Below are 25,003 nucleotides of genomic sequence, written 5' to 3' on the forward strand. Positions count from 1 at the left end.
GCGGAAGTAGTTCAGTGGTAGAATACAACCTTGCCAAGGTTGGGGTCGCGGGTTCGAATCCCGTCTTCCGCTCCAATAAAATTTAACATGGCGGCATAGCCAAGTGGTAAGGCAGAGGTCTGCAAAACCTTTACCACCGGTTCAAATCCGGTTGCCGCCTTTCTTTTGTGCCGATGTGGCGGAATTGGCAGACGCGCACGACTCAAAATCGTGTTCCTTCGGGAGTGTCGGTTCGACCCCGACCATCGGTATCATGAACAGCGTAAAAAACTCTATACAATTAGTATAGAGTTTTTTTGTGTTTTCTTTTCATTACATGACAAAATAAGCACAAAAAGTGTACGGTGAGTAAACTGCGAAACATTAAAAGGATAAAAACAAACATTCATTTTTATCCTTTTAAGTGTGGTATTCTATAAAATTCCAGCAAAATATTGTATATACAATATTCCCTTCGAGCACTCTAGAGAGAATTTCTCCACCCCGGTGACATGAAGTTAAATCCGATAGCACCAGTAGATATTAGTATATTATCAACGGTTAAGTTTGTAATTTCTAAAAACCTCTTTTCAAACTCTTCTTTGTTGTACTTGTACATAGTTGAGTGACACGCCCACATGTGCGTTGAAGTACTCAACCAATCTCCTAATTCCTTTAATTCAGGAAACGACTCAAATTGAATTGGTTCATCTAATTTCATGAATCTCACTTGATAGATAGTTGGGTTTAACTTCTCTCCTATTCCTTTCAGACCATGTGCTTTTTTCTCATGTGAATGTGTCATAATTCTCCCTCCATCTTTCTTCAAATTTTTTCCTGTTTTTATTATATAACAATAGAAAGTAGTTATAGGAATATTATGGAAATATGTATCGGCGATATAAAAAGACTCTAACATTTCTGTTAGAGTCTTTTTTGTTAAATTATACTATGTGCTTCTAAAATTCGTAATAAATGTAGAAATTCATGTATAATATAACTTGTCGAAAGAACAAAATGATAGTAATTTATATTATGTCTGTAATATGAATCAAAAATGAACTTTTTATATTTCTTTTAAAAATGTGTTGAATACACATTATATTTCATATTAATATTTTTATGTAGATTTAAAACGGGAAAGAGAGTGGAAAGTATGGGTCGTAAATGGAATAATATTAAAGAAAAAAAAGCATCAAAAGATGCAAATACAAGCCGTATATACGCGAAATTTGGACGTGAGATTTATGTGGCAGCAAAACAAGGCGAGCCAGATCCAGAATCAAACCAAGCGCTTAGAGTTGTATTAGAACGTGCGAAAACATACAACGTACCAAGAACAATTATTGATCGTGCAGTTGAAAAGGCAAAAGGCGGTTCAGAAGAAAATTATGACGAGCTTCGTTATGAAGGATTCGGACCAAACGGATCTATGGTAATTGTAGATACACTTACAAATAACGTAAACCGTACTGCAGCAGATGTACGAGCTGCATTTAGCAAAAACAGTGGTAACATGGGTGTAAACGGTTCTGTAGCTTACATGTTTGATGCGACAGCTGTTATCGGTCTTGAAGGTAAAACATCAGATGAAGTTCTTGAAATTTTAATGGAAGCAGATGTTGATGCACGTGACATTCTAGAAGAAGAAGATTCTGTTATCGTGTATGCTGAACCTGATCAATTCCATTCCGTACAATCTGCACTTAAAGATGCTGGTGTTGAAGAATTCACAGTTGCAGAATTAACAATGCTTGCACAAAGTGATGTAGAACTTCCTGAAGATGCTCAAGAACAATTTGAAAAAATGGTTGATGCATTAGAAGATCTAGAAGATGTGCAACAAGTTTACCACAACGTAGACTTAGGAGAATAGTACGATAGAAGCCCCTATTCATTTAACGGATAGGGGCTTTTTTTCATGAAGTTAATTAAGAGGATGAATTAGTAAAGGTATTTTGTTTTAGACAGGGAATATGCTTATAGGGATATATGAAATAATCATTATTTCTAGGAGGTTTAATATGGAACATAAAACACCAAAGCATATCGTTGCTGTAGCAGGTTATTTAACAAATGAAAAAGACGAAGTGTTATTAGCTAAAGTACATTGGCGATCGGATACGTGGGAGTTGCCAGGAGGACAGGTGGAAGAAGGAGAAGCGCTCGATCAAGCTGTTTGTAGGGAAATAAAAGAGGAAACAGGATTAACGGTGAAGCCTATCGGTATTACAGGAGTTTATTATAATGCTTCCATGCACATTCTAGGTGTTGTTTTTAAAGTGGCATACGTGAGCGGTGAAATACAAATTCAGCCTGAAGAAATACAAGAGGCTAAATTTGTTGCTTTAAAAGAAGAGAATATAGATGAGTATATAACGCGTCCTCATATGAAATCCAGAACGCTTGATGCGATGAGAGCAACACATTGTATTTCGTACGAAACGTGGGAAGTGCAGCCATATAATTTAATAGGTAGATTGTAAAGAAAAGAGTAGCCGGTTTGAGATACAATCAAATCACTACTCTTTTTTGTATACTGTTTAAGAAAAAGGTCAAAATAATAATAGTGCTAGTATTGATTTCAGGAACGTTTGTTCTGTATAATGTATGATATATTGTATACATTTAGATTACTAGATACTTACAAATATATATTTTGTAGATGATATAATGAAAATAGGATGTTTTAATAGGGAAGTATAGGCTTAAGGTATACTCTGTTATTGGTTTAGCATAATCTATATTCAATATTTCAGATGAATAGTAGATAAAAAAGGACTGTGATACAATACTTTTTTATCCAACTATTTGCCGGGCAGCCCGATTGGTGAGGGCTGATTAAAGTTTCACTTTATACCTTACAATGATGTAAGGTACGTGTAAGAGAAATCGATGGGATATTTTTTTACAACAAGGTATTCTTAAAGTAAGAGTTATACGCTGTGTGGAAAAGAGGTGTTTAAGATGAAAGAACGAGTATTATCTAGGGTGAACTATCATCAAAAAGTTGCATTAAATCCAATGACTAAATTCTTTTATAAAGCCATTATTTTATTATTATTGTTAAGTTTTACGTTATTATTCATTGGAAATGTAATGATCGAGCAAAGTGATATTAGTAAATTACATGTACCGGCTAAGTTAGAGGTGCCAGAATCATTAACACATGCATTTATTGCGACAGAGGATAAAAGGTTTTATCATCATAACGGTTTAGATTATATAGCGATTGTCAGAGCGTCTGTTGAGAATATAAAAGCTGGTGGTGTTGTGCAAGGCGGAAGCACAATTACACAACAGTTATCCAAAAATGCTTTTTTAACGAATGAACGTACATTTTCTCGTAAGTGGAAAGAAATTTTTTATACGAAAAAAATTGAACGTACATTTACGAAGGATGAAATTTTAAAATTGTATGTAAGTAATATTTATTACGGAGAAGGAGCATGGGGAATTGAAAAAGCAGCAAACCTTTACTTCGGTAAAAAGGTGAGCCAATTAACGTTGGCTGAAAGTGCAATGATGGCTGCTGTAGTAAAGGCACCCGCTTATTACTCACCTGCACAAAATTATGATAAGGCCGTAGAGAGACGAAATGTCGTTTTGAGATTAATGGAGAAAGAAGGCTATATCAATCATAATGAGTATGTGCAAGCAGTTAGTGAGAAGTTAGTAATTCGTCATGATATAAAAACAGAGCAGTCGATGTTAAATAGTGCTCGTGAAAAAGCAGTAAGCTAAAGGAAGTTCCTACATAGGAGCTTCCTTTTTTTGAATAAATTGTGACAAATTGTGACACAATATCGTCACAATTATTGTGTTTTTGTAATTTATGTGAGCGTGTTCATTGCGTGACATATATAAGTGTTGATATTATGTGTATTGTGTACAATGCTGTATACAGAATATGAATTTAAAGAGGAATGTATATGAAATCAAATAAACTCATGGCTCTTGGTGTAGTTTTTTCTATCGCAGTATTGATTGTAATCGGAACAATTGCGTATAGCATCATAAATGACAAAAAAGATAAAGGGAATGAGATGTTTGCTTATTCCACACAACAATCTTTAGGGAAAGATGATGCCCCAGTTAAGGTAGTTGAATTTGGAGACTTCAAATGTCCTGCTTGTCGTACTTGGGATGTAACAGTATTACCACGATTAAAAGAAGAGTATATCGATAAAGGTAAAGTGCAGTTATACTTTATTAACTTCCCATTTATCGGAAAAGACTCTGATTTAGGTGCAGCAGCTGGTGAAGCAATTTATAAACAAGATCAAGATTCATTCTGGATTTTCTATGATGAGATTTATCAAAGTCAAAAGAAAGACACGGAAGAATGGATTACAGAAGAATTACTTCTTAACATTGTGAAAGAAAAGCTTCCGAAAGTTGATGTAGAACAATTTAAGAAGGATTTACACAGTAAAGAAATGAAAGAAAAAGTACGTAAAGATTCAGATCGTGCTCAAAAATTAAAAGTTCAAGGTGCTCCTTCAGTATATATCAACGGAAATCTTGCAAACCCTGATTTCGATAGTATGAAGAAGGCGATTGATAAAGAATTGAAAAAGTGATGAGCTACTCATCACTTTTTCGACTTTTTTCGATAAAATTCTTGCTTCCGTTTTTTTTACATGCTATACTACTTTACATAAGTTATTCTAATATCTTATATTTATTTCATATTTGCGGGTGTAGTTTAGTGGTAAAACAAGAGCCTTCCAAGCTCTGGTCGAGAGTTCGATTCTCTTCACCCGCTCCAAATTTTATTAAATGTTTTTCTATAAATTGTGATCAACGCAGTGTTTCGTTTCTAAGATAAACGAGGCATTGCGTTTTTTAATGTTTGAAAAACATAATTGTATGCGAAAATAGAAGTAAAGAATAGTATTCCAAAAGTGAATTACTAACCAATATAGTCGTTACATATGGGATGGATTCATCTGAGGAGGCGATTAGGAATGGATTTTGAACAATTAAAGCAAGATGTCATTGCGTATAGTAAAACAATTGGTATAGATAAAATAGGCTTTGCTAGTGCTTCACCATTTGAGGAATTAAAACAGCGCTTAATCCAGCAGCAACAATTAAATTATCAATCTGGATTTGAAGAGCCTGATATAGAAAAGAGAACGAACCCACAGCTTCTACTACCTGGTGCAAAATCAATTATTGCGATTGCATTAGCGTATCCTTCAAAATTAAAAAATGCACCATTAAGTAAGCGTGGAGAACGCCGCGGGATTTTTTGTCGTGCCTCTTGGGGACAAGATTATCATCTTGTTTTACGAGATCGTTTGCAAAAATTAGAAGCATATTTAATTGAAAAACTTCCCGATATAGAAGTTAAGTCAATGGTTGATACGGGTGAATTAAGTGATCGAGCTGTTTCGGAGCGTGCCGGTATTGGGTGGAGCGGTAAGAATTGCGCTATTATTACACCTGAATTTGGTTCGTATGTATATTTAGGAGAAATGATTACAAACGTTCCATTCCCACCAGATCAGCCGATAGAAGATCAATGTGGAAGCTGCACGAAATGTATTGATATTTGTCCTACAGGTGCTTTAATACAAGGAGGACAGTTAGACTCCAAGAAATGTATTGCATTTTTAACACAGACGAAAGGATTCCTACCGGAAGAATATCGTGACAAAATAGGAAACCGTATATATGGATGTGATACATGTCAGACTGTTTGTCCGAAAAATAAAGGAATGGATTTTCATAATCACCCTGAGATGGAACCAGATCCTGAGTTAGTTAAGCCGTTATTAACGCCACTTTTAACAATTAGTAATCGTGATTTTAAAGAGAAATATGGGATTATGTCTGGTTCATGGAGAGGTAAAAAGCCGTTGCAACGAAATGCGATTTTGGCACTTGCGCATTTTAAAGAAGCATCAGCAATTCCTGATTTAATAGGTGTTATGAAAGATGATCCAAGACCGGTACTTCGCGGAACGGCAGCATGGGCACTTGGGAAAATTGGTGGAGATGGCGTGGGCGAAGCCATTGAAAAAGCGATGCAACGTGAGAAAGACGAAGAGGTTATTCATGAAATGAATCGCGGACTTGAATTGTTAGCGCAGAAAAAAGAGTAGATAATATCTCCCTTTTTCATATTGTAATATGGGAGGGAGACGAAATGGTTGTAAAAGTAAATATTGAAAAGCAAGTACAACAATTTTTAGGGTATATAACGGAGAAACGAACAAATGTGGATGGTATTGCTGAAGATTTATTACAAATAGCACAGAGAAAGAAACAATTGTTTCAAAAACGTAGTGCACATATAGTGAAAGCAACTGCGGACGTTTCTTTCATGAGACAATTAAATAATAGCAATCATCAAGAAATTGATTATCAAATACATTTTAAATATTTAATTAAGCATAAAGAATTATTTTATATCGAAGAGGAACAACTAAAACGAAGAGTTTGTTTAAATAATAGCCGGGTAATAGGTGATTATGCTATTGAAGTGCCAGAAGCAGTTGGAATGAGTGAGACGTTAGAAAGGGAAGTTACAAAAGAGAAGTACGGTTCTTATCAGTACAACCGTTTAGAGGCAGTTAAATATGCAGAGCGTTGGTGGGATGATCGAAACCCTGTATATCGTAATTTCCCTGATAATTGTACGAATTTTATTTCTCAATGTCTTCATACTGGAGAAGTACCAATGAATGGATATCCTAATATTCGCAAAGGATGGTGGCAAAGGGAGAATCAGTGGAGTTGGAGCTGGGCTGTCGCACACTCTTTTTATTGGTATTTGTCAGGTGCTACAACAGGGCTTCGAGCTGAAGCGGTAGAAAGGCCAGAGGACCTTATTCTTGGTGATGTCATCGCTTATGATTTCGAGGATGATGGTAGGTGGAATCATACGACGATTGTAGTAGCAAAAGACGCAGATGGTATGCCGCTTGTAAATGCACATTCAGCGAATAGCCGTCGGCGTTATTGGAACTATGAAGATTCTAGTAAATATACACCACAAATGAAATATAAATTCTTTCATATTATTAATGGGTAGAGATTTTTCGCTCAAGTGGTATAATACGTAGTAGACAAAAAACAGAGGTGAATATCGCGTGGGAGTACATGTTGTTTTATATCAACCAGAAATTCCAGCAAATACAGGGAATATTGCTCGTACTTGTGCAGCAACTGGAACAGAATTACATTTGATTAGACCGCTTGGATTTTCAACGGATGATAAAATGTTAAAGCGTGCAGGATTAGATTATTGGCAGCACGTGAAAGTTACGTATTATGATTCAATTGAAGAATTTTATGAGAAAAATAAAGACGGTGAATTCTTCTATTTAACAAAGTATGGCGAGAAAGCTCATACAGCATTTGATTATAGCAAACGTGAGAAGGATTACTATTTTGTATTTGGAAGAGAAACAAACGGCTTACCAGCTAATGTAATCGAAGAAAATTTCGATCATTGTTTACGTATTCCAATGACTGATAAAGTGCGCTCATTAAATTTATCTAATACAGCAGCTATTTTAATTTATGAAGCATTCCGTCAACAAAATTATCCGGGATTAGATTTAGAAATTGTTTATTAAAAGTCGCCATATGGCGACTTTTTTTCTAAAAATAAAAATAAAAATAATATGTAATCATACATTTAAAAAAGGGTACATATTCATATAGAATGGGATATATGAATAAAAATAGATTAGACGGGTTGAGATAAATATGAAGGAACAATATAATAATCAAAATACCTTTTTAAGTATGATAGATATGGATTTAATAAGAAGAGGACTATTACATGTTATTCAAGATTTAGTATTTATTGTGAAAGTTATGGATGAGGAAACCTTTAAATATATTTATGTAAACAAGATAGGTATGGATTATGCGAAGCTAGGCGAAGAATGTTATGGAAAAACGTTTGCGGAAGTATTATCAGAAGATACGGCGGAAATATTGCGAGTGCAATATGCAAAAGTAGCGAGCGAAGCGAAAGCACATACCTTTTGTGATGTAGTTAGTTTACCAAAGGGTGAGTTACATTATGAATCTTCACTTAATCCTGTATTCGACGAAGAAGGAGTATGTCAGTTTATTATTTGTATTACGAGGGATATCACAGCTCAGATTGAGGAAAAGGCAGAGATAGAGGAAAAACAAATGTTGTTTAAGTCGTTATTAGAATATAATAATGACTCCATTATATCTATAGATTCTATAGGTAGAATTGCATATGCAAATCCAGCAACGTATGAAATATTTGGATATCGATATGAAGAATTACATAATAAATTTATTTTTGAATTTATTAATAAGGAATATGAAAAAGATTTTCAAATCATATTTAAAGGAGCCCTGCAAGGAAGGGCAAAACAAATTGTTTCAAAGAAATATGTTCATAAAGAAGGGTACGAGCTCTATATTTCTTTGAGAACTATTCCGATTATTGTGAACGCCGAAATTGTTGGGGTATATATTGTTACGAGGGATGTTACAAGACAAGTATTGAATGAAATGCGAACAGAATATTTAGCTTATTATGACCAATTAACAGGATTAATGAATAGAATTTCATGTGCAAATAAGTTAAATGTTTTTTTAAATGATAATACAGAGTTTGCGCTTGTTTTTATAGATTTAGATGAATTTCACCTTATTAATGATACTTTTGGTCATAAAGAAGGAGATAAAGTATTACAAAAAGTTACAGAATGTTTAAGCAGTTTTCAAATAGACGGTATGCACTTATTTAGAGAACACGATGATCAATTTGTTATGTTAATAGAAAATATAACGAAAGAACGTGTAGAGATAGTTGCAAAAAGAATATTAAAAAAGATTAGTGAACATTTTGTAATCGAAGAAGAGGACGTCTATTTAAGTGCGTCAATCGGAATTGTAATGGCTCCAACAGATGGAGAGGATGAAAAAATATTATTCCAAAGAGTTGATGCTGCTTTGGAAAAAGCAAAAGAAAAAGGAAAAGGGCATTATCAGTTTTATTGCAGTGGATTAGATTGTGAGCGTGAACAAAGATTTATAATAGAAAACCAATTGCATCGTGCTATAGAAAAAAATGAATTCTGCTTGTATTATCAGCCACAAATGAATATTGAAACGAAAAAAATAGCGAGTATGGAAGCTTTAATAAGGTGGGAGAATAAAGAATTAGGATTTGTCTATCCCAATCAATTTATTCCGCTAGCAGAAAGAACAGGATTTATTATTAAGCTTGATGAATGGGTAGTAAATGAAGTGTGTCGGCAAATACGTGAATGGTTAAATAAAGGATATGAAGTTGTCCCGATTGCAGTTAATATTTCAGCCAGGCACTTTCGCTCGATTACATTAATAGAGATGATTACACGGGCGTTACATAAGTACAATGTACCAGCTCATCTATTAGTGATAGAGGTTACAGAAGGGGCCCTTATGCATAAAGACATATCGAAAAGGGTATTGCTACAATTAAAAGAACAAAATTTAAAGATTCATTTAGATGATTTTGGGACGGGATATTCATCTTTAAGTTATTTAAAAACGTATCCAATTGATACGTTGAAAATCGATCGTTCTTTTATGGAAGGTATACATGTGGATGAACGTGATACGAATATTACAGCTGCAATTATTCATTTAGCTCATACTTTGGAATTGAATGTAATTGCAGAAGGTGTAGAAAAAGCGGAACAAATACAATTTTTGAAGGAAAAGAATGTGAAGTTTGTGCAAGGTTATTATTATAGCCGACCTTTATCAAAATATGATGTGGAAAATGTGTATTATAAATGATTGATAAAAAAAGTGATGTGCTAAGAAGCACATCACTTTTTATGTGTACCGGGTTTATCATTGTAACCAGATGTGAAAATAGCTGTAAGAAATGTGAGTGATACACCTAAAATTAATAATAATTTCATACTAATATCCCTCCTATTTTTCAGTTTACGAATCTTAAATATGAATCAAAATGTATGTAAGGTTCTTGGAAGAAAAGAATTTATTTAAAATGAATAGAGGTGTAAAAACTTTAATACCTATATTATACAGAATTTTCTTTGAATTTTGGAGAGAATTTTATAGCAATACTGTATATTTCATTTTGATTTAAAGAATGTTTAAGGACATCCTAGCATACCTTTTATAATAATCCGATTGAACAAGGAGATGGGGGAGGAGCTATAATGGATATTCTAAAAAAGATTGAACAGCATCGAGCAGCAGAAGAACGGTTACAATGGGAAGGTACGTTTGCGGAGTATTTAGAGCTTGTGAAGGAAAGACCATGGGTGGCTCAAACAGCACACTCTCGCATTTACAATATGATAAAAGATGCTGGAATCGAAGAAGTAGATGGTAGAAGAAAGTATAACTTCTTTAGTAATCAGCTATTTGGATTAGAGGATGCTTTAGAACGTCTTGTGGAGGAATATTTTCATCCATCTGCAAAACGATTAGATGTTAGAAAACGTATTTTATTATTAATGGGTCCTGTTAGTGGAGGGAAATCAACATTAGTTACGATGTTGAAACGAGGATTAGAAACATATTCACGAACAGATCGAGGAGCAATTTTTGCAATTAAAGGCTGCCCAATGCATGAAGATCCACTTCATTTAATTCCGCATCATTTACGGGATGATTTCTTTGGTGAGTATGGAGTTAGAATTGAAGGGAATTTATCGCCACTAAACGTAATGCGTCTAGAGCAAGAATATGGTTCAAGAATTGAGGATGTAGTTGTAGAGCGTATTTTCTTCTCGGAAGATCGCCGTACAGGGATTGGTACATTTAGCCCGTCTGATCCTAAATCACAAGATATCGCCGATTTAACAGGTAGTCTGGACTTTTCAACAATCGCAGAATATGGTTCAGAATCAGATCCACGAGCGTATCGCTTCGATGGAGAATTGAATAAGGCAAACCGTGGGATGATGGAATTCCAAGAGATGCTAAAATGCGACGAGAAGTTTTTATGGCATTTATTATCGCTTACGCAAGAAGGGAATTTCAAAGCGGGAAGATTTGCGCTTATTTCAGCAGATGAATTAATTGTAGCGCATACGAATGAAACGGAGTATCGTTCCTTCATAGCAAACAAGAAAAATGAAGCGTTGCATTCAAGAATTATTGTAATGCCAGTTCCATACAATTTACGAGTGAGTGAAGAAGAACATATTTATGAAAAAATGATTCGTGAAAGTGATGTATCCAATGTGCATATTGCACCGCACACACTTCGCGTTGCAGCAATGTTTACGATTTTAACTCGTTTAAAAGATCCGAAGCGTCCAGATATTGATTTAATTAAAAAGATGCGTTTATATGATGGAGAAACGGTAGAAGGTTATAATGCGATTGATGTAGAGGAGCTGCAACGTGAATATCAAGATGAAGGTATGAGAGGTATTGACCCTCGTTATGTTATTAACCGAATTTCCTCTACAATTATTCGAAAAGAGGTACCATCTATTAACGCATTAGATGTACTTAGATCGCTCAAAGACGGGTTGGATCAGCATCCGTCAATTAGTAATGAAGATCGAGAGCGTTATATGAATTTCATCTCATTAGCGAGAAAAGAATATGATGAAATTGCGAAGAAAGAAGTACAAAAAGCATTCGTGTATTCATATGAAGAATCAGCGAAGACACTTATGGATAATTACTTAGATAACGTTGAAGCATATTGCAATAAATCGAAATTACGTGATCCATTAACAGGTGAAGAAATGAGTCCAGATGAAAAGCTAATGCGCTCAATTGAGGAGCAAATTGGAATTTCAGAAAATGCTAAGAAAGCATTCCGTGAAGAAATTTTAATTCGCATTTCTGCTTATGCGCGTAAAGGAAAACGCTTTGATTATAATTCACATGAGCGTCTTCGCGAAGCGATTCAGAAAAAACTATTTGCTGATTTAAAAGATATAGTGAAAATTACAACATCAACGAAAACGCCAGACGAAAATCAGCTTAAGAAAATCAATGATGTTGTTGCACGCTTAATTGATGAGCACGGCTATAATTCTTCATCTGCGAATGAATTATTACGCTATGTAGGTAGTCTGCTAAACCGATAGTTTGATAACAAAACGCTGTCTCTTGTATTTTGCGGGACAGCGTTTTATTATCCATTTATATGTGTAAAGTGTCATACCTTGTCCAAATGTAATAAATTAAGATGCAATTTCATGAATTTATTGTCAATTATTTTTACAATATGCATATGATAGAGTAACCAACCATTCATACGAAAAAAGCCAACACAATACAATATGTTGCAAAGTGTAAATGTGTGCAACTATGCATTGTGTTTCTTTCTTATCAACGGCTGAATATTTCTTTCTAGTATGTGAGTGGCAAAATTTTGTTTAGGATGCTCGGAGTATTATATGAAAAACGTTATATATGTTTATGGGATGAATTTCGATGGGCAGTTATCTTTCATTCTAGCTTGCACAGTATAAAACAAAATTTCTAGCTTACTGTTCATAGGGGAAGACAATTACAGTAAGGAGGGAAAGAAATGGGTGAAGAAAACCAACCAAATTATACGATTTCACAGGAAAACTGGTCCCTCCATCGCAAAGGATATGACGACCAACAACGCCATCAAGAAAAAGTACAAGAGGCAATTAAGAATAATTTACCCGATCTTGTAACAGAAGAAAGCATAGTTATGTCTAATGGTAAGGATGTTGTAAAAATACCGATTCGTTCTTTAGATGAATATAAGATTAGGTACAATTATGATAAAAACAAACACGTTGGGCAAGGAAATGGTGACAGCAAAGTTGGTGATGTCGTTGCGAGAGATGGATCAGGTGGTCAAAAGCAAAAAGGACCAGGAAAAGGGCAAGGAGCAGGGGATGCGGCTGGAGAAGATTATTATGAAGCTGAAGTCTCTATTCTAGAATTAGAGCAAGCGTTTTTCAAAGAATTAGAGCTGCCTAATTTAAAGAGAAAAGAAATAGATGAAAACCGGATTGAACATGTTGAATTTAATGACATTAGAAAGACTGGGTTATGGGGAAATATCGATAAGAAACGAACGATGATATCCGCATATAAACGAAATGCGATGCGTGGTAAAGCATCTTTTCATCCGATTCACCAAGAAGATTTAAAGTTCCGTACTTGGAATGAAGTATTAAAGCCAGATTCAAAAGCTGTTGTATTAGCGATGATGGATACGAGTGGATCGATGGGAATATGGGAGAAATATATGGCACGTAGCTTCTTTTTCTGGATGACGCGATTTCTACGAACGAAGTATGAAACAGTAGATATTGAGTTTATTGCCCATCATACGGAGGCAAAAGTAGTTCCAGAGGAAGAGTTTTTCTCAAAAGGAGAAAGTGGCGGAACGATATGTTCTTCTGTATATAAAAAAGCACTCGAGCTAATTGATAATAAATACTCACCAGACCGCTATAATATTTATCCATTCCATTTTTCAGACGGTGATAATTTAACATCAGATAATGCTAGATGTGTAAAGCTTGTCGAAGAGTTAATGAAGAAGTGTAATATGTTTGGATATGGGGAAGTGAACCAGTACAACCGCCATAGTACCCTCATGTCAGCCTATAAAAATATTAAAGATGAGAATTTTAGATATTATATTTTAAAGCAAAAAGCAGACGTATTCCATGCGATGAAGAGCTTTTTTAAAGAAGAATCCGGAGAAAAAATGGCATAACCCCCTTAAAAAGGGGGTATTTTTTTGTTACCTTTTTATTTTTTTAGTTGACAATGATAATGAAAATCATTATCATTTATTCGAGATATGATTACATTTAGATTTATATATTTTGGAGGAGATGTAAAGTTGAAAAAAAATAAAAGAAAACATATAAATGCGATGATTATCGCTGCGGCGTTATCACTTCCATTTGCTACGTATTCAACGCCTGCTTTAGCGGCAGTAGCAATTGAGGCGAATAAAACGGGCCAAGGTTTAGAAGATGGTACATATGACGCTGTTATTAAAGCGTATAAAGATAAAACAAATGAAGAGTCTATGGCGGCTGTTTATATAAAAAATCCGAAATTAACAATTGAGAATGGAAAGAAAATTATTACGGCAACGTTAAGTGATAGTGATTTCTTCAAATACTTGAAAACAGAAGATATTCATACTCCTGGTGTGTTTCATGATGTAAAAGTAATATCAGAAGATAAAAAGAAAAATGGAACGAAAGTGATTCAATTTGAAGTTGGAGAATTAGGGAAAAGATACAATATGCAGATGCACATTTATATTCCGACAATGGCTTATGATAATAAGTATCAAGTGCAGTTTGAAGTAAATACATTAAATTTAGAAAACAATGTTCCAAAAGAACAAAAGGAAAATAAAGAAGAACAAAAGGAAGAAACAAAAAATATAGTAGTGGATACAAAATTACAACAATACATTAATAGAAATACTTTAGGTCGAAAAGATATAAATGCACCAATAACGAAAGCCGATGCACTACAAATTAAAAACTTAGACATATATGGTGGGAAGGGCATCAATAATCTATCCGGTTTAGAGCATATGGTAAATTTAGAAAAGTTTACATTAAATGAGTCTGCAGTAAGTGACATATCACCAATTGCTAACTTGAATAATTTGAAGTCTTTAGATCTTTTTTCTAATCGAATTGAAAACATTGAGCCAATTGCTGGGCTGACTAAAATTCAAATTCTTTCTTTAAGAGATAATAAAATTACTGATTTGACGCCATTAGGTAAATTGAAAAAAGTTAGAGTATTAGATTTAGTCGGTAATAAGATTGAAGATATTAAGCCGCTATTTACAATGGCGTCTCTCGGTAAATTGTATTTAGCTAATAATAATATTAGTGATTTAACAGGAATGGAACAGTTAAATAAAGTAAAGGAATTATGGATTGGAAATAATAATATTACTAATCTTGAATCTATTAGTAGAATGGAGAGCCTTACTAACCTTGCAGTGAGTGATGCAGAAATTACAGATATTACACCGCTAGCTAAAATGAAAAAATTACAATCACTTGATTTAGAAGAAAATTATATTTCGGATGTTTCATCACTTAGTGGGCTAACTAATTTATACGAACTTAATTTAAGTGCAAATGAAATTTCTGATGTAAGACCTATTCAAGAGTTTGGAAAGCGTTTTGTCGTTAAAGTTCACAGACAAAAAATCTTTTTGAATGAAGGCGTAGTAAATGAAGATAGTAAAATTCCTATATACGATTTAAATGGCGAATCTCTTCAAAGTATTAAATGGATTAGCGAGGGGGGAACACAAAATAATGGTTTTGTAAAATGGGACAGCCCTGGAGAAAAATCATATGAGTTTAATTTAGAAACAGGTTCTTCAGAGAATAAATTACGTTTTAATGGAACTGTTATTCAAAAAATAGTTAAAAATCAAGAGGGGACGAATGTTGTTCAAGATAAGGAACTACAACGATATATTAATAAAAATAATTTGAATAGAACTGATTTAGAAGCCCCTATTACGAAAGAAGATTTATTAAAGATTAAAACATTTAAGATAACTAATGGGCAGGGTAACGGTATAAAAGATATTTCTGGCATAGAGTATATGTCGAATTTAGAAAGTCTAGAGTTAGAAAACTTAGAGCTGAAAAATATAGCATTTATCTCGGATTTGAGAAGTTTGAAATCTGTAAGTTTAGCACATAATCAAATCGAAAATATTGAACCATTTTCTAAACTAGAGAAGTTGGAGAAGTTAAATATAAGCAATAATAATGTGAAAAATATTGAACCATTATTTAAAGTTAATTCATTGAAAAAATTAACAGCCTCAAATAATAAAATTAATAATGATACTATACAAGGAATACAACAATTAAAAAATCTATCCGTATTAATATTGAACAGTAATGAAATTAGTAGTGTAGAAGCAATTAGTGAAATAAGTATGTTGAATGAACTGGAATTAATAGGAAATCAGGTGGTGGATATTGAACCATTAAGTAAATTGAAAAATTTACAATGGTTAAATTTATCAGATAATCGAATTAAGGATATATCAATCTTTGCTTCGATGTTAGATTTAATTAGTTTAAAACTTCCTGGAAATGAGATTCAGGATATAAGACCAATTATACAACTGTCTCAATGGTCAACAATTGATATTAGAAGGCAAAAAATTTTTTTAGATGACGCACAAGTAAATCAAAAAGTGAAAATCCCTGTATATGATGTGGAGGGGGAACCGCTTGAGAATATTACATTAAAAAGTGAGAGTGGCACATTTAATGAGGACGAGGGTACAATCGTATGGAGTACTCCAGGAGAAAAGAAATACGATTTTGTTTTTGATGGAACGGAGTATTACGGGCTTGGTATATGGTTTAGTGGTGAAGTTATACAGAATATAGTAGAGAAACCGGAAGCGAAAGAAGAAGTAAAAGAGCCAACAAAAGAAGTTGAAGGGCCGAAAGAAGAAGTAAAAGAACCAGCAAAAGAAGTTGAAGGGCCGAAAGAAGAAGTAAAAGAGCCAGCAAAAGAAGTTGAAGGGCCGAAAGAAGAAGTAAAAGAGCCGGCAAAAGAAGTTGAAGGATCGAAAGAAGAAGTAAAAGAGCCGGTAAAAGAAGTTGAAGAAACAAAAGAAGAAGTGAAAGAACCGGTAAAAGAAGTTGAAGGTACAAAAGAAGAAGTGAAAGAACCGGTAAAAGAAGTGAAAGAGGAAGTAAAAGAGCCAACGAAAGAAGTTGAAGAAGCGAAAGAGGAAGTAAAAGAGCCAACGAAAAAAGTTGAAGAAGCGAAAGAGGAAGTAAAAGAGCCAACGAAAAAAGTTGAAGAAGTAAAAGAATCAGCAACAGGATTGGATCAAGAGCCAAAAGGGAATAATCAAGTTGTTGAAAAAGAGGGAAGAAAAGCAGATACTTTAAATAAACAACATGCTAATAAGTTTGAGGAAGATAAGAAATCTTTACCATCAACAGGCGGTGAAGCTAGCACATCGACTTTACTTTCTGGAATAACACTTGTTCTTTCCGCACTAAGTATGTTCGTATTTAGAAAGAGATTATTTAAGAAATAAATAACGTTTAATCTTATTATTATATATAATTAATTTTTACTTTTTTGAGAAGACATTATCATGGCAGTTTCATTAGAAACATGCATATGATGATGTCTTTTTTTATGAGAGAAGGATATTACTGGGGATTGTCTAGGTGTATTAGAAATGGAAGAAAGCAGATTATTGTCGGGAGATAAAGGGTGATTTGTTCACGATATGTACAAATTATAGGAAGAAATAATATGAAATATTGCATTTTATATTGTTACATCTAGATTTTATGTTAAATTCTTCAAGGGAATATATAAATAGGGGGCAATGATATGAACAAGAAATCAAAGATTAATAAAGTGATGCTTAGTATTAGTACAATGGCGCTATCGTTAGGAGCAATTCAAACGAATGTATCAGCAGAAGAAAAGGTGCCATACAATGTATTGCATTCGAAACCAGTTGGAATAGAAAAACCAGTAGATGAAGTTGGGCAAATTTCGAAAGCAGAGGAAACATTATCGTTTCAAGAACGTTTAAAAGTAGGAGACTTTTCACAGCGACCAGCATCTATTATGAAGAGCTCAGAAGTAAAGCAAATTAAAGAAAGCTATTCAATGGCTGATTTAAACAAAATGAATAATCAAGAATTGGTTGAAACGCTAGGAAGTATTAAATGGAATCAAATTACAGACTTATTCCAGTTCAATGAAGATGCAAAGGCTTTTTATAAAGACAAAGGGAAAATGCAAGCAGTTATAGATGAATTAGCTCACCGAGGTAGTACGTTTACGAAAGATGATTCAAAAGGAATTCAAACGTTTACGGAAGTGTTACGTTCAGCTTTTTATCTCGCATTTTACAATAATGAATTAAGCGATTTAAATGAGAGAAGCTTCCAGGATAAATGTTTACCTGCTTTAAAAGCAATTGCAACCAATCCAAACTTTAAGCTTGGTACATATGAGCAAGATGCAGTCGTATCTGCATACGGTAAATTAATTAGTAATGCTTCAAGTGATGTGGAAACGGTTCAATACGCATCGAATATTTTAAAACAATACAATGATAATCTTCATACGTATGTAGACGATCGTATGAAAGGACAAGCTGTATACGATATGATGCAAGGTATTGATTATGATATGCAATCTTATTTATTTGAAACTCGTAAAGAAGCAAAAGATACAATGTGGTACGGGAAAATAGATGGATTTATTAATGAAATAAATCGTATTGCTCTTTTAAATGAAGTAACACCAGAAAATAAGTGGCTCGTTAATAATGGAATTTATTTTGCTAGTCGTTTAGGGAAGTTTCATAGTAATCCAAATAAAGGTTTAGAGGTTGTTACACAAGCAATGCATATGTATCCGCGTTTAAGTGAGCCGTATTTTGTTGCAGTAGAACAAATTACGACAAATTATAACGGAAAAGATTATAGCGGTAATACGGTAGATTTAGAGACGATACGTAAAGAAGGAAAAGAACAGTACTTACCAAAAACGTATACATTCGACGATGGATCTATCGTATTTAAAACAGGAGATAAAGTATCAGAAGAAAAAATTAAGAGACTATATTGGGCTGCAAAGGAAGTAAAAGCACAGTATCATCGTGTAATTGGGAATGACAAAGCATTAGAGCCAGGTAATGCAGACGACGTATTAACGATAGTAATCTATAATACTCCAGACGAATATCAGTTAAACAGACAACTGTATGGATATGAAACAAACAACGGTGGCATTTATATAGAAGAAACAGGTACATTCTTTACATATGAGCGTACGCCAGAACAAAGTATTTATAGCTTAGAAGAGTTATTCCGTCATGAGTTTACTCATTATCTTCAAGGTAGATTTGAAGTGCCAGGTTTATTTGGAAGAGGAGATATGTATCAAAATGAAAGATTAACTTGGTTCCAAGAAGGAAATGCAGAATTTTTCGCAGGATCTACTCGTACAAATAATGTAGTACCGAGAAAGAGCATCATTAGTGGATTATCATCTGATCCTGCAAGCCGTTATACAGCAGAGCGCACATTATTTGCTAAATATGGTTCTTGGGATTTCTATAATTACTCGTTCGCATTGCAATCTTATTTATATACACATCAATTTGAAACATTTGATAAAATTCAAGATTTAATTCGTGCAAATGACGTGAAAAATTATGATGCCTATCGTGAGAATTTAAGTAAAGATTCTAAACTAAATAAAGAGTATCAAGAGTATATGCAACAGCTAATTGATAATCAAGATAAATATAATGTACCGGAAGTAGCAGATGATTATTTAGCTGAACATGCACCAAAATCGTTAACAGCAGTAGAGAAAGAAATTAGTGATACGTTGCCGATGAAAGAGGCAAAAATGACAAAACATAGCTCCCAATTCTTTAATACATTTACATTAGAAGGTACATTTACAGGTAGTGTAACAAAAGGTGAATCCGAAGATTGGAACGAAATGAGTAAACGAGTAAATGAGGCACTAGAACAACTGGCGCAAAAAGAATGGAGTGGCTACAAAACTGTTACAGCATACTTCGTCAATTATCGTGTCAATAGTTCAAATGAATTTGAATATGATGTAGTCTTCCACGGTATCGCAAAAGATGATGGAGAAAATAAAGCTCCAACGGTTAATATAAATGGACCTTATAATGGGCTTGTAAAAGAAGGAATTCAATTTAAAAGTGATGGCTCAAATGATGAAGATGGAAAAATTGTTTCTTATTTATGGGAATTTGGAGATGGCAGCACAAGTGCAGAAGTTAATCCAATACATGCATATGAAAGAGAAGGAATTTATAAATTAGCGTTAAGAGTAAAAGATGATAAAGGTAAAGAGAGCAGAAACGAAACGACTGTTACGATTAAAGATGGAAGTTTAACAGAATTAGAACCAAATAATCGTCCAGAGGAAGCAAATCGTATCGGGCTAAACAGTACTATAAAAGGTAGCCTTATCGGCGGAGATCACACCGATGTTTATACATTTAATGTAGCATCAACGAAAAATATCGATATTTCCGTTTTAAATGAGTATGGAATCGGGATGACATGGGTGCTTCACCATGAATCAGATATGCAAAATTATGCCGCTTACGGTCAAGCTAATGGAAATCATATAGAGGCAAAATTTAATGCAAAACCAGGTAAGTATTATTTGTATGTATATAAATATGATAATGGCGATGGAACGTACGAATTATCAGTAAAATAAGTGCTTTTCCAATGTATGTTTAACTTTACTTTTTGTGGAAAATAGTATATTATATAGATATATAATATATCGGTTATTTACTAGGAGGAGCCTGTCACAATAGGTTTCTCCTGTTCTTTTTTAGGGGACTGTCATACAGGCTTTTCTTTAAAGGGAAAATAACTGAAAATTAAGAACTATAATCTTTGAAAGAGGTGGGGCATACATATAACAAAAAAGGGATTGTTTAAGAGAGGGGGATAAGAAATGGATTTGTTTGGTTATCCACTTGAAACAATTTATTTATACGGATTTATTATTGCTACTATACTCACTGTTATTTATATCTTTTTTGGAGATATATTTGAATCCATATTTAGTTTTGGAGGCGGATCTGTATCCGTTGTTACTTTATTACTTAGTTTTTTCGCCATGTTATGTGGACTTAGTTATATAGGAGAATATTTATTCTCCTTTAATAGCATTCTTATTTTCGGGTCTGCATTTGCTATATCCTTTATTGGTGTTTTCATAATGAAAATATTAATTTTAAAGCCGATTGCAGAAGCAGAACAAAACACTGTGCAGCGTATGGATGAATTTATTGGTTGTAAGGGAGAGGTTATTACGACTATTCCTACAGAAGGGTTTGGTGAAGTATTAATTTCCTCCCAATTTGGAAACAATGCAATCCTAGCTAAAACAGTTGGAAAGAAAGATATTTCACAAGGAACTGAAGTTATTATCGAGGGAGTCCAAGATGGTGTTCTGCTTGTACAGAACATTGCTTATTCTTTAAAGAAACCAAAATTATAAGGGGGAATTTACATGACGATTCCATTAATTATCGGTGGAGTATTACTCGCAATTTTAATTCTACTCATTTTAGTATTCATTACAAAGTATCGAACAGTTGGACCAGATGAAGCATTAATTGTTACTGGAAACTGGCTTGGTGGCGGGAAAAATGTAGTTACCACTGATGATGGAAAGAAGATTAAGATTATTCGTGGCGGCGGTACTTTCGTAGTTCCGATTATGCAAAGAGCAGAGCCTTTAAGTCTATTAAACTACAAATTAGAAGTGGGAACACGTGATACGTATACGAAACAAGGTGTTCCGATTACAGTAAATGGTGTTTCTATTATTAAAGTAGGGTCTACCATTGAAGAAGTTTCTACAGCAGCTGAACAATATTTAGGAAAAGAAACAGAAGAGTTGAAAATAGAAGCAAAAGAAGTTTTAGAAGGGCATCTACGTGCTATTTTATCTTCTATGACAGTAGAAGATGCCTATAGTAATAGAGAGCAATTTGCTCAGAAGGTACATGAAGTAGCTTCTACAGATTTAAAGAAGATGGGACTTCGCATCGTTTCCTTTACAATTAAAGAAATTATGGATAAGAACGGTTACTTAGATGCACTTGGTCAGCCACAAATTGCGATGGTTAAGCGTGATGCAACAGTTGCAAATGCAGAGCGTGAAAAAGAGGCGCGAATTGAAAAAGCTCGTGCTGAGAAAGAAGCGAAAGAAGCTGAGTATCAACGTGATGCACAAATCGCTGAAGCTGAAAAACATAAAGAGTTAAAAGTACAATCTTATAAGAGAGACCAAGAACAAGCTCGCGCAGATGCAGATCTTTCCTATGAATTACAACAAGCAAAAGCGCAACAAGGTGTTACAGAAGAGCAAATGCGCGTTAAAATCATTGAGCGTGAAAAGCAAATTGAATTAGAAGAAAAAGAGATTGCGCGTCGTGAAAAGCAATATGATGCAGAAGTAAAGAAAAAGGCAGATGCAGATCGCTATGCTGTTGAACAATCAGCAGAAGCGGAAAAAGTAAAACAAATGAAAAAAGCAGATGCAGATCAATATAAAATTGAAGCGGAAGCAAGAGCACGTGCAGAAGAAGTTCGTGTAGAAGGTTTAGCGAAGGCGGAAATCGAAAAAGCGCAAGGTCAAGCAAAAGCAGAAGTACAAAAAGCACAAGGTACAGCGGAAGCAGATGTTATCAGATTAAAAGGTTTAGCAGAAGCGGAAGCGAAACAAAAAATTGCAGAGGCATTTGAGTTATATGGCCAAGCGGCGATTATGGATATGGTTCTTAACATGCTTCCAAGTTATGCGAAGGAAGTTGCAAGCCCACTTAGCAACATTGATAAAATTACAGTTGTCGATACAGGTGGCGGTGGTAAAAATAGCGGTGCCGGAAAAGTTGCAGGTTATGCGACTGATTTAATGGCAACGATGCAAGAAACATTAAAAGCTTCTTCTGGCATTGATTTAAAAGAGTTATTAGAAGGATTTGCTGGAAAAGGAGCAGTACAACAATTATCAAACGATAAACCTGTTGTATCTGTAGTAGAAGATGCGAAAAAAGAAGTAGAAAAAGATAAAGAATAGTAAAGCGGGAGGAACCTCTAGTAAGTGAGATACTAGAGGTTCTTCTGTGAATTATAATATTTCGAATAATATACATTTTTATATATTGTTTTAATTATTTAATTTATATAGAATGAAAAAGGTATGTATCAACTCTTCAATAGAGAAAGAGATAGAGATAGAGAGTCGCATTGATACATTTAAATCGTATGATTTATATAAAGAAATTAAATGTAAAACAATTACATTTAAAACGGTATGGAGGGGTAGAAATATGTTTCAAGGGAAATTAAGGAGTAGTAGTTTAAAAGCAAAGTTACTTGTGTCATTTGTTATCATTTTGATTCTTCCAAGTATTGTAATTGGTTGGACTTCTTATCAGCAAGCGAAGACAAACTTTAATGAGACGATTTCACAATCGGCGAAAGACAATATAAAAATTTTGGATAATGTAATTAATAAAGAATTGGATAGTAAAAAAGTAGATGCAGTTTATTTTACGAAACTATTTACACAATCAAGTTACCAAACGGATCAAATACAAAATATCCAAAATAAACTAGAAGAATATAATAAGTTACATCCAGAACTGGAAGCTATCTATACTGGATCCAGCAATGGGCAGTTTCTTCAATCACCGTCTATTCAAATGCCAGAAGGATATAATCCTACAGAAAGAGATTGGTATAAAGAGGCAGTGAAAAAAAGTGGAGAAGTAATTATTACAGCTCCATATAAATCAAAAACGACAGGAAATATTGTTATTACAATAGCAAAACAAAATGAGGATAAGAGCGGTGTTCTTGGTATTGATTTAATTATTAATGATATCGTAAACACTTCAAAGATGGTTAATATCGGTAAAAGTGGATATGTAGCAATTTTTGATCAAGATAAAAATGTGGTAGCGCATCCAACGATGAAGCCAGGTGATAAGGTAGAAGAGAAACTTGAAAAAGAGTTGTACAAACAAGAAACAGGTGATTTTAATTTCAGATTAGATGGTGAAGATCGTCATATCACTTTTAAAACAAATAAGATAACTGGATGGAAAATAGCAGGAATTATGCCTGCAAAAGAAATTATTGAAGCTGCTGAACCTATTTTCTATAAAACGATAACTGTTATTGGTATTTCATTAATAATTGGTGGGATTTTAATTTACTTCATAATTGCTTCTATTATTAATCCGTTAAAACAACTTGTTATATCGTCGAAAAAGATTAGTGAAGGCGATTTAACAGAATCCATTACAGTTCATTCTAAAGATGAAATTGGACAGCTAGGAGAAAGCTTTAACGAGATGGCAGCATCATTACAGAATGTCATTTCCAATATAAATACTTCAGCAGGTCATGTAGCGGCATCTTCAGAAGAATTAACAGCTAGTATGAAGCAGACGAGTGAAGCAACTGAACAAATTACACAAGCGATAGAGCAAGTGTCGAGTGGAGCGGAAATACAAACGAAAGAAGTCGAAGAAGGCGCAACATTATTAGAAGAAGTTACAGAAGGAATTCAACGTGTGGCAGACAGTTCTTCATTAGTATCCACAGCATCTATGTATACGAAGAAAAAGGCTGAAGATGGTGGGAAGTTAGTTGAACAGACGGTGAATCAAATGCAATTAATCCATGAGTCTGTTTCACAATCAGATAAAGTTATTGTTTTGCTAGATGATAAGTCGAAACAAATTGGAGCAATCCTTGAGGTAATTCAACATATTGCAGAGCAGACAAATTTATTAGCATTAAATGCTGCAATTGAGGCTGCGAGAGCTGGAGAACAAGGAAGAGGATTTGCCATTGTAGCAGATGAAGTGCGAAAGTTAGCAGAACAATCAGGACAGTCTTCTACGGAAATTGGAAAACTAGTAAAAGAGATACAATTTGACATAAAAGAAACAGTAAGCTCTATGAAGCAAGTTGGGACAGAAGTACAATCAGGACTTGTAGTTGCAAATGAAACGAAGCAAAGCTTCGCTGAAATATTGAAGTCTACAGATGATACAGTTGTACAAATTGATAGTATGGTAGAAGTAGCGGAACAAATGACAGTAGATGCAAAACAAGTTAGTGCATCTATTAATGAAATTGCAGCTACAATTGAAGAAAATGCAGCAAGCGTTCAAAATATTGCTGGTTCTTCAGAAGAACAATTAGCTTCGGTAGATGAAATCAATGCAGCAGCAGTTCATTTATCGCAAATGGCAGAAGAATTACAAGAGATGATTGGGAAATTTAAAGTGTAATAAAAAAATGTTAAGAAACGAGGTAGTAATTGTACTTCGTTTCTTTTTTTGTGAAGATAAAAATAAAGAAATATAGAGTAACCGTGTTATGATTAGTTGTAATTACAAAAGACTGTAAATTCATTAAATTCTATCTTTAATTATGTTAGG

Annotated in this window: 16 protein-coding genes, 4 tRNA genes and 1 pseudogene; 20 read left to right on the forward strand and 1 reads right to left on the reverse strand. The window is 34.0% G+C overall.

Annotated features, from left to right (window positions below; genetic code table 11):
• The 3 genes from JDS82_RS22645 (at position 1) to JDS82_RS22655 (ending at position 251) form a co-directional block, all read left to right on the forward strand.
• Positions 1-75 (forward strand) — tRNA-Gly (locus tag JDS82_RS22645).
• Positions 76-89: 14 nt separating this feature from the next.
• Positions 90-160 (forward strand) — tRNA-Cys (locus JDS82_RS22650).
• A gap of 9 nt (positions 161-169) precedes the next feature.
• Positions 170-251: transfer RNA gene (locus JDS82_RS22655), tRNA-Leu, on the forward strand.
• Between the two features lie 212 nt (positions 252-463).
• Here JDS82_RS22655 and JDS82_RS22660 read toward each other — a convergent pair.
• Complete coding sequence (locus JDS82_RS22660; protein ID WP_199713978.1) at positions 464-784, reverse strand: DUF3884 family protein; 321 nt, start codon at positions 782-784, stop codon at positions 464-466.
• 351 nt (positions 785-1,135) lie between these two features.
• Between JDS82_RS22660 and JDS82_RS22665 the strand changes: the two genes are divergently transcribed.
• The 17 genes and pseudogenes from JDS82_RS22665 (at position 1,136) to JDS82_RS30415 (ending at position 24,853) form a co-directional block, all read left to right on the forward strand.
• On the forward strand, positions 1,136-1,855 hold the full coding sequence (locus tag JDS82_RS22665; protein ID WP_199713979.1) for a YebC/PmpR family DNA-binding transcriptional regulator: 720 nt from the start codon (positions 1,136-1,138) through the stop codon (positions 1,853-1,855).
• Positions 1,856-2,003: 148 nt separating this feature from the next.
• A complete protein-coding gene (locus JDS82_RS22670; RefSeq protein WP_199713980.1) occupies positions 2,004-2,465 on the forward strand; it encodes an NUDIX hydrolase in 462 nt (153 codons plus the stop codon).
• A 481-nt stretch (positions 2,466-2,946) separates the two neighbouring features.
• Complete coding sequence (locus JDS82_RS22675) at positions 2,947-3,723, forward strand: transglycosylase domain-containing protein (protein ID WP_000664710.1); 777 nt, start codon at positions 2,947-2,949, stop codon at positions 3,721-3,723.
• A gap of 188 nt (positions 3,724-3,911) precedes the next feature.
• Complete coding sequence (locus JDS82_RS22680) at positions 3,912-4,562, forward strand: DsbA family protein (protein WP_000841324.1); 651 nt, start codon at positions 3,912-3,914, stop codon at positions 4,560-4,562.
• A gap of 114 nt (positions 4,563-4,676) precedes the next feature.
• Positions 4,677-4,750: transfer RNA gene (locus tag JDS82_RS22685), tRNA-Gly, on the forward strand.
• A gap of 199 nt (positions 4,751-4,949) precedes the next feature.
• On the forward strand, positions 4,950-6,092 hold the full coding sequence (gene queG / locus JDS82_RS22690) for a tRNA epoxyqueuosine(34) reductase QueG (RefSeq protein WP_000345211.1): 1,143 nt from the start codon (positions 4,950-4,952) through the stop codon (positions 6,090-6,092).
• 44 nt (positions 6,093-6,136) lie between these two features.
• Entirely contained in the window at positions 6,137-7,024 is an 888-nt protein-coding gene (locus JDS82_RS22695) for an amidase domain-containing protein (protein WP_000260689.1), read from the forward strand.
• Between the two features lie 58 nt (positions 7,025-7,082).
• Complete coding sequence (trmL, locus tag JDS82_RS22700) at positions 7,083-7,571, forward strand: tRNA (uridine(34)/cytosine(34)/5-carboxymethylaminomethyluridine(34)-2'-O)-methyltransferase TrmL (protein WP_000538149.1); 489 nt, start codon at positions 7,083-7,085, stop codon at positions 7,569-7,571.
• Between the two features lie 133 nt (positions 7,572-7,704).
• Positions 7,705-9,774 (forward strand): sensor domain-containing protein, encoded by a 2,070-nt coding sequence (locus JDS82_RS22705; protein ID WP_199713981.1) that lies wholly within the window; start codon positions 7,705-7,707, stop codon positions 9,772-9,774.
• Positions 9,775-10,166: 392 nt separating this feature from the next.
• A complete protein-coding gene (locus JDS82_RS22710) occupies positions 10,167-12,062 on the forward strand; it encodes a PrkA family serine protein kinase (protein WP_000353275.1) in 1,896 nt (631 codons plus the stop codon).
• A gap of 446 nt (positions 12,063-12,508) precedes the next feature.
• Positions 12,509-13,684: a sporulation protein YhbH gene (gene yhbH / locus JDS82_RS22715; protein ID WP_000503501.1), complete on the forward strand. Its 1,176-nt coding sequence runs from the start codon at positions 12,509-12,511 to the stop codon at positions 13,682-13,684.
• Positions 13,685-13,813: 129 nt separating this feature from the next.
• A complete protein-coding gene (locus JDS82_RS22720; RefSeq protein ID WP_199713982.1) occupies positions 13,814-17,038 on the forward strand; it encodes a leucine-rich repeat domain-containing protein in 3,225 nt (1,074 codons plus the stop codon).
• Between the two features lie 305 nt (positions 17,039-17,343).
• Entirely contained in the window at positions 17,344-20,241 is a 2,898-nt protein-coding gene (colA, locus tag JDS82_RS22725; RefSeq protein WP_199713983.1) for a collagenase ColA, read from the forward strand.
• 246 nt (positions 20,242-20,487) lie between these two features.
• Positions 20,488-21,036, forward strand: a complete 549-nt coding sequence (locus JDS82_RS22730) for an NfeD family protein (protein ID WP_000362893.1) — start codon at positions 20,488-20,490, stop codon at positions 21,034-21,036.
• A gap of 12 nt (positions 21,037-21,048) precedes the next feature.
• The gene (locus tag JDS82_RS22735) at positions 21,049-22,623 is read left to right on the forward strand and encodes a flotillin family protein (RefSeq protein ID WP_000154996.1); all 1,575 of its coding nucleotides are present in this window, start codon (positions 21,049-21,051) and stop codon (positions 22,621-22,623) included.
• 253 nt (positions 22,624-22,876) lie between these two features.
• Positions 22,877-23,911: pseudogene (locus JDS82_RS30410) on the forward strand (HAMP domain-containing protein); the annotation flags it as partial.
• Positions 23,912-23,992: 81 nt separating this feature from the next.
• The gene (locus tag JDS82_RS30415) at positions 23,993-24,853 is read left to right on the forward strand and encodes a methyl-accepting chemotaxis protein (RefSeq protein ID WP_371399490.1); all 861 of its coding nucleotides are present in this window, start codon (positions 23,993-23,995) and stop codon (positions 24,851-24,853) included.
• Positions 24,854-25,003: the final 150 nt, after the last annotated feature.

Origin of the sequence: Bacillus cereus group sp. N14 (genome assembly GCF_016483555.1) — a bacterium.
Taxonomy (GTDB): domain Bacteria; phylum Bacillota; class Bacilli; order Bacillales; family Bacillaceae_G; genus Bacillus_A; species Bacillus_A wiedmannii.

What these genes read in the sequence shown, in the direction of transcription:
- queG (WP_000345211.1), top strand. Translation starts at nt 4,950, where the DNA reads ATGGATTTTGAACAATTAAAGCAAGATGTCATTGCGTATAGTAAAACA.
- JDS82_RS22670 (WP_199713980.1), top strand. Translation starts at nt 2,004, where the DNA reads ATGGAACATAAAACACCAAAGCATATCGTTGCTGTAGCAGGTTATTTA.
- JDS82_RS30415 (WP_371399490.1), top strand. Translation starts at nt 23,993, where the DNA reads ATGAAGCAGACGAGTGAAGCAACTGAACAAATTACACAAGCGATAGAG.
- JDS82_RS22665 (WP_199713979.1), top strand. Translation starts at nt 1,136, where the DNA reads ATGGGTCGTAAATGGAATAATATTAAAGAAAAAAAAGCATCAAAAGAT.
- colA (WP_199713983.1), top strand. Translation starts at nt 17,344, where the DNA reads ATGAACAAGAAATCAAAGATTAATAAAGTGATGCTTAGTATTAGTACA.
- JDS82_RS22695 (WP_000260689.1), top strand. Translation starts at nt 6,137, where the DNA reads ATGGTTGTAAAAGTAAATATTGAAAAGCAAGTACAACAATTTTTAGGG.
- JDS82_RS22735 (WP_000154996.1), top strand. Translation starts at nt 21,049, where the DNA reads ATGACGATTCCATTAATTATCGGTGGAGTATTACTCGCAATTTTAATT.
- JDS82_RS22710 (WP_000353275.1), top strand. Translation starts at nt 10,167, where the DNA reads ATGGATATTCTAAAAAAGATTGAACAGCATCGAGCAGCAGAAGAACGG.
- yhbH (WP_000503501.1), top strand. Translation starts at nt 12,509, where the DNA reads ATGGGTGAAGAAAACCAACCAAATTATACGATTTCACAGGAAAACTGG.
- JDS82_RS22675 (WP_000664710.1), top strand. Translation starts at nt 2,947, where the DNA reads ATGAAAGAACGAGTATTATCTAGGGTGAACTATCATCAAAAAGTTGCA.
- JDS82_RS22660 (WP_199713978.1), bottom strand. Translation starts at nt 784, where the DNA reads ATGACACATTCACATGAGAAAAAAGCACATGGTCTGAAAGGAATAGGA.
- JDS82_RS22680 (WP_000841324.1), top strand. Translation starts at nt 3,912, where the DNA reads ATGAAATCAAATAAACTCATGGCTCTTGGTGTAGTTTTTTCTATCGCA.
- JDS82_RS22730 (WP_000362893.1), top strand. Translation starts at nt 20,488, where the DNA reads ATGGATTTGTTTGGTTATCCACTTGAAACAATTTATTTATACGGATTT.
- JDS82_RS22705 (WP_199713981.1), top strand. Translation starts at nt 7,705, where the DNA reads ATGAAGGAACAATATAATAATCAAAATACCTTTTTAAGTATGATAGAT.